The 15199-nt window shown below is 49.8% G+C and carries 14 protein-coding genes and 2 tRNA genes; 12 read left to right on the plus strand and 4 right to left on the minus strand.

The genetic code is table 11. The features are described 5' to 3' along the window. The 4 genes from EH55_RS07400 to EH55_RS07415 form a co-directional block, all read right to left on the minus strand. Positions 1 to 466 (minus strand): IS256 family transposase (locus EH55_RS07400; protein ID WP_037976319.1); only part of this gene is annotated, 466 nt, incomplete at its 3' end. Positions 467 to 738: 272 nt separating this feature from the next. Beyond that, complete coding sequence (locus tag EH55_RS14430; protein WP_051682740.1) at positions 739 to 1902, minus strand: tyrosine-type recombinase/integrase; 1164 nt, start codon at positions 1900 to 1902, stop codon at positions 739 to 741. A gap of 225 nt (positions 1903 to 2127) precedes the next feature. Beyond that, positions 2128 to 2203 (minus strand) — tRNA-Thr (locus tag EH55_RS07410). A 22-nt stretch (positions 2204 to 2225) separates the two neighbouring features. Continuing rightward, positions 2226 to 2311: transfer RNA gene (locus EH55_RS07415), tRNA-Tyr, on the minus strand. 603 nt (positions 2312 to 2914) lie between these two features. Here EH55_RS07415 and EH55_RS07420 point away from each other — a divergent pair. The 12 genes from EH55_RS07420 to EH55_RS07475 all read left to right on the plus strand — a co-directional run bounded on the left by EH55_RS07420 (position 2915) and on the right by EH55_RS07475 (position 15190). After that, positions 2915 to 3520 carry a tetratricopeptide repeat protein gene (locus EH55_RS07420; protein ID WP_037976321.1) on the plus strand — a complete coding sequence of 202 codons (606 nt, stop codon included), beginning with the start codon at positions 2915 to 2917 and terminating at the stop codon, positions 3518 to 3520. Positions 3521 to 3688: 168 nt separating this feature from the next. Then, positions 3689 to 4747 carry a dTDP-glucose 4,6-dehydratase gene (gene rfbB, locus EH55_RS07425; RefSeq protein ID WP_037976324.1) on the plus strand — a complete coding sequence of 353 codons (1059 nt, stop codon included), beginning with the start codon at positions 3689 to 3691 and terminating at the stop codon, positions 4745 to 4747. Positions 4748 to 5375: 628 nt separating this feature from the next. After that, positions 5376 to 7781 carry a TDP-N-acetylfucosamine:lipid II N-acetylfucosaminyltransferase gene (locus tag EH55_RS07430; protein ID WP_160170735.1) on the plus strand — a complete coding sequence of 802 codons (2406 nt, stop codon included), beginning with the start codon at positions 5376 to 5378 and terminating at the stop codon, positions 7779 to 7781. A 13-nt stretch (positions 7782 to 7794) separates the two neighbouring features. Further along, on the plus strand, positions 7795 to 8343 hold the full coding sequence (locus tag EH55_RS07435) for a GNAT family N-acetyltransferase (protein ID WP_037976327.1): 549 nt from the start codon (positions 7795 to 7797) through the stop codon (positions 8341 to 8343). Positions 8344 to 8371: 28 nt separating this feature from the next. Next, the gene (locus EH55_RS07440) at positions 8372 to 9130 is read left to right on the plus strand and encodes an SDR family NAD(P)-dependent oxidoreductase (RefSeq protein ID WP_037976329.1); all 759 of its coding nucleotides are present in this window, start codon (positions 8372 to 8374) and stop codon (positions 9128 to 9130) included. Positions 9131 to 9157: 27 nt separating this feature from the next. Further along, positions 9158 to 10246 carry a ketoacyl-ACP synthase III gene (locus tag EH55_RS07445; RefSeq protein WP_081839492.1) on the plus strand — a complete coding sequence of 363 codons (1089 nt, stop codon included), beginning with the start codon at positions 9158 to 9160 and terminating at the stop codon, positions 10244 to 10246. 2 nt (positions 10247 to 10248) lie between these two features. After that, complete coding sequence (locus tag EH55_RS07450; RefSeq protein WP_037976332.1) at positions 10249 to 11343, plus strand: 3-oxoacyl-ACP synthase III family protein; 1095 nt, start codon at positions 10249 to 10251, stop codon at positions 11341 to 11343. 30 nt (positions 11344 to 11373) lie between these two features. Further along, the gene (locus tag EH55_RS07455; protein ID WP_037976334.1) at positions 11374 to 11622 is read left to right on the plus strand and encodes an acyl carrier protein; all 249 of its coding nucleotides are present in this window, start codon (positions 11374 to 11376) and stop codon (positions 11620 to 11622) included. Between the two features lie 14 nt (positions 11623 to 11636). Next, on the plus strand, positions 11637 to 12377 hold the full coding sequence (locus EH55_RS07460; protein WP_037976336.1) for an SDR family NAD(P)-dependent oxidoreductase: 741 nt from the start codon (positions 11637 to 11639) through the stop codon (positions 12375 to 12377). Positions 12378 to 12427: 50 nt separating this feature from the next. Beyond that, entirely contained in the window at positions 12428 to 12649 is a 222-nt protein-coding gene (locus EH55_RS07465) for an acyl carrier protein (RefSeq protein ID WP_037976338.1), read from the plus strand. Positions 12650 to 12786: 137 nt separating this feature from the next. Continuing rightward, the gene (locus tag EH55_RS07470; protein WP_201769357.1) at positions 12787 to 14091 is read left to right on the plus strand and encodes an AMP-binding protein; all 1305 of its coding nucleotides are present in this window, start codon (positions 12787 to 12789) and stop codon (positions 14089 to 14091) included. A gap of 61 nt (positions 14092 to 14152) precedes the next feature. Further along, complete coding sequence (locus tag EH55_RS07475) at positions 14153 to 15190, plus strand: acyltransferase family protein (RefSeq protein ID WP_037976342.1); 1038 nt, start codon at positions 14153 to 14155, stop codon at positions 15188 to 15190. Positions 15191 to 15199 lie beyond the last annotated feature (9 nt).

Here is a 15199-nt window from a genome sequence, read left to right on the forward strand (position 1 = left end):
TCGGCAGAATTCGATCCGTCATTCGCGAAATCATTTCAGCAGAGGCATCCACACCGTAGATAGACTGCAGGTGAGCCGAGATATCCCGGGTCGTCATGCCTTTTGCATACATGGACAGGACSTGATCCTCTATATTTGAGMTMTCGGTCTGGTTCTTTTTGACTGACTGCGGTTCGAAGTCACCCTTGCGGTCTCTGGGGACGTCGATCGGGATATCTCCGGCCGAAGAGGTGACTGTTTTAGGGCTGTAGCCGTTGCGGCTGTCATCTGTATGCTTGTTCTTGTAGTCATATTTGCTGTAACCGAGATGGTCATCCATCTCGGCTTCCAGCATCTGCTGGATCGTATCTCCGAGAAGATCCCTCAGCATAGCCTGTACGTCCTGGGCGTCTTCCGGTTTGTAGTGGGAAAGGAGACTCTGAATAAGCGCTTTTCTTTCCGGTGTCAGTTTTCTCTGTCTTGCCATAAAAATATCCTCCTGGATTGAATTTATCTTAACACCAATCCAGGAGGCTTGCTTTCTTCTCTATGGAGTTTACACAGAATTTGTTATACTCTCACGTACTGTCACATATCACAAAAAACAAAGACTGCACATGTCCCTCCTGCCTCTCCAGACAGATGAGGGAGTACCTTAAAAAACAGCAATCATAACTATAGCCCTTTGCGAAAGCGGTGGGCTATGCCTTATGTCCTGCTATTCCGCCTTGGCAGTGGAAATCGCAGAGAGCATAAGTATTATGGCAAACCGTTCTCCAGCCCGTCCAGCTCATCCGCGTACCACTGCATCATCCGCGCCCTCTCCGGCAGCATCGTCGTCTCGTTATACGCCGCGCGGACCGAATTGCCCTCTACATGCGCGAGCTGAAGCTCTATAGCGTCCGGGCTCCACAACCCCGACTCATTAAGCAGCGTAGAGGCCATTCCGCGAAAGCCGTGCGCCGTCATCGCGTCAGCGCCGAAACCCATAGAGCGGATGGCGATCCGCACCGTGTCCGCGCTCATCGGGCGCGACGCCCCGCGCTCAGACGGAAAGACGAACCTGCCGGCAAGTCCCGCCGCATCGATGCGTCCCTTCTGATCCATAAGCAGTTCGACCACCTGCTTCGCCAGCGGCACGATATGCGGCCGCCTCATCTTCATCTTTTCTGCCGGAATGCGCCATACGGCGCGCTCCAAATCAAACTCGCCCCACTCCGCCATCCGGACTTCACCGGGACGACAGAAAGTATACGCCGAAAACAGCAGAGCGTTGCGCACGCGCGGGCGCGGATACCCTCTGATGCTCCGCATCAGGACCGAAACCTCCCGGGCGTCCGTCACCCTCGCGAAATGCTTCGTGCGGACCGGCGCCAGCTTCCCTGCTAAAATGGCCGTAGGATCCCCCTGCACATAAAAAGGCATCGCATACTTAAAAACCTGGCTGAAAACATTCAGCACCCGATGCGCCGTCTCAAAATGCCCCCTGCCCTCCGCCTCGCGGCAGACCGCCAAAATCTCCGGCCCAGTTATCGTGGCCAGCGCGCGCCCCTTGAACTTCGGCAGGACGTAATCGTCGAGCCAGCGGCGGACGCGCGCCCTGTGCCCTTCGGAAAAACCGGAAATGCGCACCCGGTACCACTCCTCCGCGATCTCGGACAAAAGCACCCCCTCCACCGCGGGGGAGAAACAGGCGATCCCCGCCTCCCGCTTCTTAACTGCCAGCAGCTCCCGCGCCCGCCTCAAAGACACGTCGGGCCACTTGCCTATCGACACCTTCTTCCTCTTGCCGCCGGCCTGCGATACGAACCACCAATACTTCTGCCCTCCGGGCACGACCTCAAGATAAAGCCCGTCCCTGTCGGCTCTAATAAAGCGCTGCGCCTTCGGCTTCATACTCTGCACAGACAACTCGGTCAGCAACCGCGTCCCCTCCCGGTCAAGCACTAAAACGGCCCTTATAGTGCCGAATATCAAAGCTTTTAGTGCTGATTTAAGCTTGGCAGGCTTTGATACACTTTGACAGGCTTGACATGCCGCCAAAAACAAAAAAGCCCCGCCGTTCTTGATTATAACAGGCGTTTGACAGCCTTGACAAGCCGGCGGGGCGTCAAAAAAGGCCCCCTTGCGGGGGCTTGATATTCCAAATGGAGCCGACTCCCGGACTCGAACCGGGGACCCCATCCTTACCATGGATGTGCTCTACCTACTGAGCTAAGTCGGCGTCTGTCGTTCATCAATAAAAATGGTGGTAGGAGTTGGATTTGAACCAACGTAGGCTCTCGCCGACAGATTTACAGTCTGTTGCCTTTGACCACTCGGCCATCCTACCGCCCTAAGCGCGCCGCGACCGGCGTACGCAAAGAATTTTACCGTATATCGGGCGTTTGTCAAGATAGACAGACGCATGACAACCGCCGAGCGGCACGGAAAATGCGGAGCCTGATAAAAAATTTTTCTTCCTGCGCACATCTGTCAGCCGAGCGCGAATGGTTATCGGGCGCAGGCGTCATCGACTTTCGGTACATATGCCCGGTATAGAGCCGCCGCTTAAGTCGTTTTTCTTTCGTTTCCAAAAGCGCGCGAGGACGCTTTGCAAGAGCTCTGCGTCTTGTGCAGCGGCGCGATTGAGCCGCTAAGACGCAGGAATGCGCGGCACACTTTATCTTGACGCGCCCTGCTTGGCGCGACGCCTACTCCCTCTCGATGCCCGTCGCGCCGTTTTATAACCATAGTTTTGAAATTAGCAATAATCTGCCTTTATGTACAAACAATAATTGCCTTGACAAATGGTATAATAGGGTGTAAAAATTACGAGATTTGCAGGACATCAGGGGGTTGATGATCGGGGTAAGCTTATGTTAAGCTGTAGAGACAAGCGGATAGTTCTTTCAGAAATATAAAAAATGCACTAATTTTAAAGGAGAGTATTGTAATGGCGGTAACAGATTCAATGCAGAAAAAGATATTAATGGGGATCATCGCGGTTCTTGTAATAATAGGCGGCATCTACTTCGTGGGGAACACAAACAAGGGGTCTCAGTTGAGTTCTGACGGATCCGCTGAATACAAGCAGGGAGTTGCTCTTTCAAATGAAGGTAAATTTAAGGAAGCGCTTGAGCAGTACGAAAAATCAGCAGAGAGGGGTAATATGCCTGCGGCCTATATGGCCGGCATGTACCTCACACACGGACGCGCCGGTATCGAAAAAGATATCACAAAGGGTTTGTCTTATCTGAAAAAAGTTGCCGACGCAGGAGGTAAGAACGCAGCTTACGCTTTAGGAAAGGCTTATATGGATCCTCTTAAAGGCGTAAAAAGAGACTATGCCACCGGAATAAAATACATAAAAATGTCCGCTGAAAAAGGGCACGGTACGGCAATGTATGTGCTCGGCATTTACTATGAAATTGGCAAGGGCGTCGAAAAAGACAAACAGCAGGCGATAGAGTGGCTGGATAAGGCCGCTAAGACGTCTAAGGTAAGTTCTATAAGAACGAAGGCCGCTGCGCGCGCGGACAGACTCCGCAGCGCACAATAAGTGTTAGTACACGTTAAAGATAAAGAGACTATAACGGCTCTATATGGAAAATCCTGCATATAGAGCCGTTGTCTTGTTCTGCCTCTGATATTTTTTAGAGCAGTTTTTGTGTGATAACGTGATAATATTTAAGTTGATATGGAAATCTCGAAGGTGGGGAAAAGCTTCTTGGAAAATCAAAAGAGATATCTTGTTACCGGCGCGGCGGGGTTTATAGGAAGTAATCTTGTTCGTTTCCTTATCTCAAAGGGACATAGGGCGGTCGCCTACGATAAACTGACCTACGCCGGCAATTATTCGTCGCTCAAGGGGCTTCCGGAAGAGAGCTTCGCGTTTGTAAAGGGGGATATATGCGATACGCACGCCGCCTTTGATTCGCTTGAAAAATACAACATTTCTTCCATTTTCCACCTGGCCGCCGAAAGCCATGTCGACCGTTCGATAGACGCTCCCGCCGACTTCATAGAAACGAATATAAAAGGCACGTTTTCGATGCTGACCGCCGCGCGCAAATATTATGAGTCTTTAGGCGGCGCCGCAAAGGCCAGCTTCCGCTTCCTTCATATTTCTACCGACGAAGTTTACGGCAGCCTCGGTGAAAGCGGCTACTTCGCAGAAGATACCCCATACGCGCCGAACTCTCCCTATTCGGCGTCGAAGGCTTCGTCGGATCACCTTGTGCGCGCGTGGCATCATACATTCGGTCTTCCCGTGCTCACGACGAACTGCTCCAACAACTACGGGCCGAGACAATTCCCCGAAAAGCTGATACCGCTCATCATACATAAAGCGCTGAACGGAGAGGAACTACCGATATACGGCGACGGGAAAAATATAAGAGACTGGCTTTTCGTGGACGATCACTGCTCCGCCCTTTATACGGTAATGGCAAAAGGCATGCCTGGAGAAACGTACAACGTCGGCGGAAATTGCGAGAAGCAGAATATAGAGATAGTCCATATCATATGCTCAATACTGGACGAACTGCGTCCGAAAAAAAGCGGCAGTTACGCTTCGCAGATCGTCTTTGTAAAAGACCGACCAGGGCACGACAGGCGCTACGCTATAGACGCATCGAAGATAAAGCGCGAGCTTGGTTGGCAGCCGTTAGAAACCTTCGACAGCGGCATAAGAAAGACAATAATCTGGTATCTTGACAACACCGAATGGGTGAAGGATATCATCAACGGTAAATATCAGTGTCAGAGATTAGGCTCAGACGCTTAATGTAAGTTTTTTACTAAATCATTTCCATTTTAAATCGGATAAAGATAAGGAAAGGACTGCTAAGTTGAATTATCTGCATATTTTGCCCTCGGATACAATAAGGACATGCCGTGTAATAGAAATGATGCAGGAACACTTTGATATAAAAGAGCATCATTTTATGATAATGGCAGATAAAGAATATGTAACAAAACATTATCCGGTTCTACTAAATTTTCCTTGGCTTATGTTCTTAAACAAGCCGTCAAAAAATACGTTTTTTAAGAAACTAAAGATAGTTCGTCCTGTGGCAAAACAAATGAAAAATGCGGACGTGATCGTATGGCATTCGTTGATGCCACTTAAGGGAGCTTTCGGCTTCCCCCTTTCCTTAGCGTGCGCGAGGAAGAGAAACCTGAAAAAATCCGTATGGATTGAACACTCAACCGATTTGCTTTACTGGGCAAACCCTTCCGCCAAATCGTTTAAAGAAAAAATAAAAAACCGCCTTCAGAAATATATAAGAGAAAATATCCGCTGTGTCGGGCTGTCTCTTCCTTCGGACAAGCCGATACATGGCTATTCTTTTAACGGATATTATAAATATTTCGATCTCCCGACGCCACCATCTGAGCCGCACGTTCAGATATTGGAGAACGTTATCGAAGAAAAAAGAGCGCAGGAAGAAGAACAGCGTAGCGCGCTCGTTGACACCGCAGTGAAAAAAGAGCTCGATCGCCTTCTTGCGATGGAAAAAGAAACTAAAAACAGCGCCAGAAGAGTCCGCGTCGAAAGCGCGATAGAGAAGAGTTCCGCTGTGTGGGTCTGCAAAGACGGAGAAAAATACCTTGAATTTACACGCGCGACATCGTCGACAGACGATATCACAATACCCGAAAGCAGGGAAACAACCGCCGAAAGCACCTTCCTTGGTGGAAAAACGGCCAATTCTGCGCCCAGCCGGCTGACGAAAAAGCAGCCGTCGAAGAGCGGCCGTACTGCGCAGGGGCATGCCAGGAGCGACAGCGATGTGCTAGCGGTATCAGAGCGCCACGGCGGAGAAGGGGATGAAGAGAGCCTCTTCGACCTCGACGAAACCTGCGTGGGAAATGAGATCTCTGAAGCGAAAGAAGACGATTCCTACGAAGGACTGCCCTGGTACGAAAGAGTGGTGAAACAAGCTGAAAAGACAGAAGCCGATAAACGGGCGAAGGCCGAAGAGGAGGCACGTGCCAAAGCTGAGACCGAGGGGCAGTATGTCGAAGAGTACTCTTCATACGAGGATCTTGTCAAAAAGGTCGACGCCTTGACGGAGCTGCCGCCGCACAAGCCCGTGATACTTCTCGGCTACGACGGTCTGACCTACAATGGGCACAAGAGCCTGATAGACAAGCTGAAACTTTTAAAAGGGCGCCGGAATCAGATTGCAGAGCTGTACGTGCCGATGCACTATACGATGCTCAACGAGTATGACACGCCGTCGTCGGACGCATACAGGCGATCTATTTCCGATTACGGTGCAAAAACGCTCGGTTTCCGCCCGAAGCTCCTCAACAGCGGCCGCGTAAGCGAAGAAACGTATTTTAAATTCCTCAGCAATGTCGATATAGCCGTCTTCGGGGGACACAGGCCTCTGAATGCCGACGCCCTACTTTATCTGCTTCGCATGAGGAAAAAGATATTCCTGCCGAGGAGCACTTTTTTATACAAACTATTAAAGGATAACGGTTATCCTGTATTTGAGAGCGATGCGCTACCCGGCATGAAATTCGAAGAGTTTATCGCCCCTCTGCCAGTAACGGATGAAGTTTTCGAATGGGCGACAGAAAGGCTTGATTACCAGGCTGTACTGGAGAAATGGCGGAGTTTTTATAACTATGTAAATTCCAGACCGTCGAAAAAAGCGTTTAATAATAAGCATATAAAATATCTATATATCTTCTTTGGAACGCCGCACACGCTTGGAGGATACTGGAAAATGGTTGACAGCCGTGCCGACGCGGCCGACCATAAATATCTGATATTAAGAGAAAAATCAATTTTGAGATATGTGCCAGAGCTTGCCGAAAGAGACGACATACTCTACCTTTGCGAGGGAGGCAAGTTGAAAAAAGCGCGTTATCTATACCGCCTTTTCTCAAATGCGGACAATATCATCATTCACGGTATGTTTATAGGTACTTTGCCTGTCGCGATTCTCGCGCTGTTCAGGAAATTCCATAAAAAGCTTGCTTGGATCGAGTGGAGCGGAGATATCTGGCTGTGGAAGAGAGACGAGAACTGTCTTAAGGACAAGATAATAAACAAGCTGAATCACAGAATCAGGGAGGTAATACCGTACATCGTAATGACCGCTCCCACTGATGAAGAGAGATTCAAGAGCGAGTTTAAAACCGGCGCTAAGTGCGTGTACATAGCGTTGCCTACAAGGAGAAACGGAAATTCCAACGACGCCATCGATGCGGTGAGGCCGCCGCAGAAACCGGAGGATTCTCCGATAAGGATACAGATCGGGCATAACATGTTCCAGTTCAACAACCATATTAAGATTCTGGACAGCTTGAAGAAATTCGCGGATGAAGATATAGAGATATTTATCCCGATGGCATACGGGGACAGCGGATTAAACGGACAGTACGGCGGCTGGGAATATGTCAATATGGTGAAAAAGAAAGCGTCGCGGCTGTTTGGCGAGAAACTGGACCTTCTCACGCGCGTGATTCCTCTTGACGAATATACCGCAAAACTGTGGAATGTGGATATTGCAATATTCGGTTCCGAGAGGATATGCGGCGCAGCGAATATCTATATGCTGATTTACATGGGCAAGAAAGTATTTCTGCCCGGGACGAGCGAATATTATAAATTCTTTGTCGACAAGGGGATAAAAGTATTTGATACGAATAAGATATCCGAGATGACGTACGAGGAGTTTATCAAGCCCGTGGAGAACCAGGATAGCTCTTGGGTTCTGGATCAGTACAATCAAACGCTGATTCGTTCGCAGTGGGATGCCTTCTTCAAAGAACTTGATGAAAGACATCTGAAGAGATAGGGAGTGCTTGCATATGAAAGTAGAACTGAAAAAAGTGACGGAAAACGACCTCGAACGCCTGATGGAGTGGAGGGCACGTCCTGATATCACAGAATATCTTTTTAACGACGTTAAAGTCGATATGGAAAAGCAGAGAGAATGGTTCAAAAGGTTACAGCAAGATAAAACCCAGATGCGCTGGATAATATGGTGCGACGGCGTTCCAGTGGGAATGAATTGTATAACCGACATTGATTATGTCAACAAAAGGTGCGAGGCCGGGCTTATGTTTATCGCCGAAAAAAAATACAGGTCTCTGAATCTGATAATGGATGTGCGTTGCAATATGCGTGACTATATATTCTACAAACTCGGGCTCAATAAGTTTTACTCGTATGTTATGATAGATAATAGGCAGCTGGTCAAGCTTGCAAAGCTGACAGGTTGTGACGTGGAAGGCGTTTTGAAGCAGCATGTCGTAAAATACGGAAAATTCCATGATGTCGCAATAACCGCAATGACAAGAGCTACATGGGATGAACTTAAGAAGACTGAACATTATGAATATTGTTCAATAGAATGATTTGCTGGCTTGCGACGGGAGTAGAAAAATGTTAAACCCACTTGACTTAACAGGCAAAAAAATATTTGTCGCAGGGGCTTCTTCTGGTATCGGCAGAGCCGTTGCCGTATATTTGAGCAAGCTCGGGGCAAATATAGCAATAGCGGCGCGCAGAGAGGACAAGTTGCAGGAAACGTTGTCCGTGATGGAGGGAGAGAATCATCGTTATTACGTTTGTGATTTCAACAATACAGATACAATAGAGCCTGTAGTAGCCGCCGCTGTGAAGGATATAGGGCCATTCTCTGGCCTCGTTTACAGTGCGGGACTTTCCCAGATGCGCCCGCTCGCTATGCTGAGAACTTCCGATATAAACGCTGTAATGACGGTAAATCTTTATGCCTTTGTCGAGTTTGCAAAATGCATTACTAAGAAAAAAAACGTCACAACGCCCGCAAGCATAGTGGCCGTGTCGTCTGTCGCAAGCCTGCTGGGTGATAAAGCGAAGCTATCCTATTGTTCGTCGAAAGCGGCTTTGGAAGCTTCTACGAGATGCATGGCCAAGGAACTGGGGCACAGAGGCATCAGGGTCAATACAATCCGCCCCACATGGGTGAACACGGGAATGATGGATGTGTTTTTCAAAGAATGGAAAGACTCTGCCGATGCGGAGTCGCATCTCGCGCAGCATTATGCTGGCGTCGTTCAGCCTGATGAACTGGCTGCGATGTGCGCTTTTCTTCTGAGCGATAATTCGAAAACCATCACCGGCACCGCAATATCGATTGACAGTGGACGTCTGGCGTAGGCAGAGTGCCGCAAGCATGGAGTTTATATGAGGGCTAAAATGATAAAGTCAGTATTTAACGACATTAGGATTTCGGCAATGGAGACTGCTGTCTCCACTATATGGGAAGACGTGGATAGATTTAAGCCCTTGATGGGTGAGAGCACAGTGCAGAAATTCAAGAAGTCTACCGGCGTACTGGGGCAGTATGTCTCTCCGGAAAAACAGACTACTTCCGACCTTGCGTGCGCAGCGGCGAGGAAAATTCTCGAAGAGAAGTGCATCGATCCTAACAAAATCGGCGCGCTCGTTTTTGTTACGCAAACGCCGGATTACGCCAAACCGGCCACTGCATGTGTGTTGCAGTTCAGGCTGGGGCTTCCGATAGACAGCATCGCTTTTGACGTCAACCTTGGTTGTTCCGGCTTTGTAAATGGCATAAATATCGCCGCCAGCCTGATGCAGAGTTCTAAATTGAAATATGCGCTGCTTTTGCTGGGAGATACGGCATATAGGGATCAGATACTTAACACGCTCTACCCTAAAGACGACTCTGGGAAAATGCTGTTCGGAGACGCAGCCGTGGCGGTGCTTATGGAAAGCAACAAGAATGCGGAACCAATCTCCTGCGCGTACAGGACTGACGGCAGCCGTTTCAAATCTATCATACACGTTAACTCGCACCAAAGGCATTTAAAGTGGAAAGAGTACGGCTCGCTGATGGATGGAGTTGGAGTCTTTAATTTCACTATAAACGATGTTCCGGAAATGATAAAAGAATTCATGATGGACGCCGGAACAACTCCGGACGATTATGACTGCCTCGTGCTTCATCAGGCCAATTTATATGTCATGAAGCAGGTAGCTAAGCGCACTGGCTTCCCAATGGAAAAAATGCTCGTATCTATCGACGAATTTGCGAATACAAGTTCAGCATCGATTCCTACCGCCCTTACCAAATATTACGGCAAAGAGGCTGGAAACAGAATAATAAGGCCCTTGATGTGCGGATTCGGAGTCGGCCTTTCGTGGGGGATAGTCGACGCAAAAATAAATGTCAGCGATATACTGCCGCTGCTTCAGACAGATGAAAGCTTTGATGATGGCCTTGTATCGCCGTCGGAAAAGGAGAATTAAAAATGCCGTACTTTAAATTCAGCAATATAGCCATCAGAGGAATCTCCGTGGCTGTGCCGAAACAGATCGTTGATATAAAGAGCTACATCCCAAAATTCGGAGAGGAGAACGTCTATAAATTCATGGCGTTCACCGGTATAGAAAAAACGCACGTAACACGCGAAGAGCAGACCGCTTCCGACCTCGGCTTCGAGGCAGCGGAAAGGCTGCTCCGCGAAAAGAACATCGACAGGGCTTCTGTCGGTGCTCTGATTTTCGTGACTCAGTCGCCTGACTACAAGCGCCCCGCCACCTCTTTCGTTCTGCAGCACAGGCTTGGGCTTTCGCAGGACTGCGCGGTCTTTGACGTCAACCTCGGATGTTCCGGTTTTGTCTGCGCGTTTCAGACGGCCTGTTCGATGATGGCTTCGTCGGACATGAAAATGGCTCTTGTGATCGTCGCGGAGACGTCGAGTAAAGCTATGTGGCCGAACGACAAATCCTCGGCGATGCTCTTCGGCGACTGCGGTGCTGCGGTACTGCTCGCGAGAGAAGAGGACGCTCCGCAGATAAACGGCGGGATTTGGAGCGATGGGGACAGATACAGGGCGATAATCATACCGGCGGGAGGCGCGCGTGACAGTTCCGCGCCGCATACGCCGTTTATCGGGCGCGACGAATGCGAGCATATGCCCTACTACCAGATAATGAACGGCGCCGATGTTTTCCAGTTCTCTATCTCAGACGTCCCAAAGGCCGCGAAGGCGTTCTTCGAAAGGACTGGCGCTTCAGCGCCAGACTACGACTTTTTCGCGATACATCAGGCAAACTGGTACATTGTAAAGCAGCTTATAAGCAAGCTAAGGCTGCCGAAAGAAAAAGTCCACCGTTCTTTAGACAGGTACGGCAATACCGGGGGGATGTCCATCCCTCTTACACTCTGCGACGAACTCGGCGGTAAAAGCGGTAGCTCTTTGATGCGCGTCTTCATGATGGGTTTCGGCATCGGGCTCTCGTGGGGAATAGTCGACGCGTTCATTTCGCCTGACGCGGTTTTGTCCGTTCTTGAAACAGAAGAGTATTACAGAGAAGGGGTTATAGATTATACTGATATATAGTATACGGGATACCAACAGGAGGAATGTAAAATGGGAGAGAACTTGCGCAAATACAATGAGGTCTTCATGAATATTTTCGGAGCCGCCGAGAGCGACCTGAGCGACTCCTTTACGTTCGAAAACGTCCACAAGTGGGATTCTCTCGCGCACATGGCGCTGATTTCGCGTTTGGAAGATATATTCGACGTCATGTTTGAAACGGAAGACGTTTTGCATTACGGGTCATATCTCAACGGCATAAAAATCCTAGAACGCTACGGCGTAGATATGAAAGCGTAGAGGGCGGGAATAAAATGCTCCGGCTTGAAAATAAAGTCTGCGTCGTCACAGGCGCGGCAAGGGGCATAGGCAAAGCGATAGCCGAGGCTTTTGCGTCGGAGGGCGCGCGCGTCTACGCTATCGATTTGCCTTCGGCGGAATTTGAAACGCCGGAGAGGGGGCTGGAGTCCGGCGGCGAGATAATACACGTCAATGCCGATATAACGGACTCCGACAGCGTCAGGGCTTCTTTCATGCGCGTAAAAAAGGAATGCGGAAGGCTCGATGCGCTCGCGAACAACGCCGCGATTATCTCATACGAAATGCTAGGCATGATTTCAAAGGACAAGCTGAGGAAGATGTTTGAGGTGGACGTATTCGCGATGATAGAGATGATTCAATACGCCTCGCGCCTTATGGCCAGAAACGGCGGCGGTAGTATAATAAACATGGCCAGCATCGTAGGGACTAACGGTGCGGCCGGTCAGCTCGCTTACGCGGCTGCGAAGGGCGCCGTCGTCGCCCTTACGAAGTCGGCGGCAAAAGAGCTTGCGCCGCAGAACATCAGGGTCAACGCCGTAGCCCCCGGGATGGTCGCTACAAAGAGACTTGTGGCGGAGATGTCGGGACGTTTTGAGGAAAAGACCGGCAATATCGGGCTGGGCAGAATGGCCACTCCGGAAGATATTGCAAACGTTTACCTTTTTCTCGCGTCCAATGCCGCGTCATACATATCGGGGCAGATTCTCGGCGTCGACGGTTGCATGGTGCTCTAAACGATAGTTTATATCCGAAGCTCGGATAAATAAAACAAGGAGGAAACACAGTGGAAATCAAAGAAAAACTCGCGCTTCTCGAAGAAGAAGTCCTTGATATGGCGGCAGGCGAATTGAAGCCTGAAACGGCGCTCGAAGATATCGATACGTGGGATTCCATGGCGGCGCTCAGCCTTATAGTGCTGATGGAGGACAAATTCTCAAAGAAACTCACGAGAGACAATCTCAGAACATTCGTTACAGTTCAGGATATATTGAATTTTATGGGCTAAGGGAGCAAAACAGGCATCGGCTGTTCGCGCAAGGGGTGTAAAGTTTGTACTTAGGTCTAGAAGCGAAACCTCGGGACAAAGCGGCGCTCGTAGACGATTTCGGTTCAATCGTCTCATTTGGGGAGCTTTGTTCTTTCATGTCCGAAATGAAGGGCTTCGTAAAGAGCGGGGCCGTTGTCTTTTGCCTTTGCGAAAACAGCGTCGGCGCTATAGCCGGCTATCTTTCCTTCATGGAGAACGGCGCCGTCCCGCTTTTGCTCAACGCCAGGATCGACAGGACTCAACTGGCGAATTTAATGCAGACGTACACCCCGCCGTACATCTGCTTCCCCGATCGATATAAAGGTGAATTCTCCGGATGCCGCGTTATTTTTGGGCGTTACGGCTATGTGCTGGCTGAGACGGGCAATAAATTCTATCCCGTCAACAAAGACCTCGCGATGCTTTTGTGCACATCTGGGTCGACCGGCAGCCCGAAGCTTGTGAGACACAAGCTGATAAACCTTGAGATGAGCGCGAAGCACGTGTCAGAGTTTTTCGGCGCGTGCGAGGACGACCGCTCGATGGCGGATTTGCCGATGTACTATACGATGGGGCTTTCTGTCATCAACAGCTATCTGTACAGGGGCGCTACGGTTGCGGCAACGTCGAAGAGCCTCATGTCGCCGGAGTTCTGGGATTTCTTCGGAGCTCAGGACATCACCGTCTTCACCGGAGTTCCCTACAGTTTTGAAATCTTAAGACGCCTGCGCTTTACCGGCAAAGAATGGCCTCACTTGAAAATACTCACACAGGGCGGCGGAAAGCTTAAAGAAAAAATATATCTGGAGTTCGCCGAATACGCGCGGAGGACAGGCAAGAAATTCATTGCGACCTATGGACAGACGGAATGCAGCGCCCGCATGGCCTACCTTCCGCCGGAGTTCGCGATATCCAAGCAGGGAAGCATAGGCAGGGCTATTCCAGGCGGAGAGCTGTTCATAATAAACGATAAAAAGGATTTTATAGAGGGTCCCGGCGAAGGCGAGATGTGCTACTGCGGCCCGAACGTCACGATGGGCTACGCCGAATGCCGCAAGGATCTTCTAAAGGGCGATGAGTGGTACGGCTTCCGCCATACCGGAGATATCGCGCGACGCGACGAGGACGGTTTCTATTTCATTACTGGACGCAAAAGCCGCTTCCTTAAGCTCTTTGGAGTCAGGGTGGGGCTGGACGACTGTGAAAAAATTATCTATTCCAAGTTTGGGATTGACTGTGCCTGCGCTGGCGACGACAAGGAAATGCGCGTCTACATCACGCGCGACGACTTGTCAGACGCGGTAGTTTCTCTGCTGTCGGATACGACTGGAATACTACGCACGGCTTTTAAAATCTTTGTTATAGATCAGCTGCCCCGCAGCGGAGCGGGAAAGATTCTCTACTCCCAGCTGCCGCAGTAGCTTAGCGGAGGGCTTGACATTGCGAGGGCATGATCGCGCTGCAGTTCCTGATCCTGCTTACATGGCAGTTTCAATCGAATTCTGGAGGCTTGTCTTCTGTCTTGCGGTAGTGCTGTATCATTCCTGCTATCTCACGCCGACGCGCTCTTTGACGTCGGTCTTTCAGGGCGGGTATATCGGCGTAGATTTCTTCTTCATAGTATCTGGTCTCCTAATGGCAAAAAACGTTTCGAAATACACGTCCGGTTCGGTATTTTATGATACATGCTCGTTTATAAGGCGCAAGATATTGCGGATATATCCCTGTCTACTCTTCGCCTTTATGGTGTCCTTCATTGTCAGGATGACAATCTGCGACTGCGCCCCAGCGCAGATAGCAAGTTGTGCTGTGCGTTCGCTTCCCGAGCTTATGTTGCTGCGCATGTCCGGGATCGGCGGCTATTGGGTAAACACCCCTACATGGTACATTTCCGCGATGGTCATATCGATGCTGGTACTTTTCCCAATGCTACTCAGAGTAAAAGATAAATCGCATTACAGCGTATTTATGCTGCTGGCTGTGCTGTCATACGGATGGCTCTTTTTCACAATGGGCAGCCTTGAAAATCCTTATAAATGGCAGGGAACGTTTTATAGCGGCCTTGTGAGAGCCTTCGGCGGTATATCGCTTGGGGTTTTCTGTTTCACGCTCTCCATTAAGCTTCGCAAATCAAACTTTGACGCGACAGCTCTTTCCGCCCTCGAGTTGCTGTGTTATCTTACGGTATTGCTGCATTCGTTCATGAAGGGTAGGTCTTTCGCTGATTTTTTGCTTATCGCGCTGCTTGCGGTCGCTGTTTCTCTATCGTTCAGTGGAGGATCGTCGGCTTCCAGCTTTTTCGATAAACACGAACGGTTTTTCCTGCCTTGCGGCGAGCTCAGCTTCGCTCTCTATCTGAATCACAGGGTGTTCACGATAATATTTCCGGTCGTCGGATGGAATGTCGGCTATTATATCCTGCTGCCGATCTATATCTTATGTTCCTTCTGCGCGGCCGCCGTGGCGATGCTGATAGTGCCGGATGCGAAAAGGCCTCCGCGATTTTTGCTGAGGAGATAAAATTATGCC

Origin of the sequence: Synergistes jonesii (assembly GCF_000712295.1) — a bacterium.
GTDB classification, from domain to species: domain Bacteria; phylum Synergistota; class Synergistia; order Synergistales; family Synergistaceae; genus Synergistes; species Synergistes jonesii.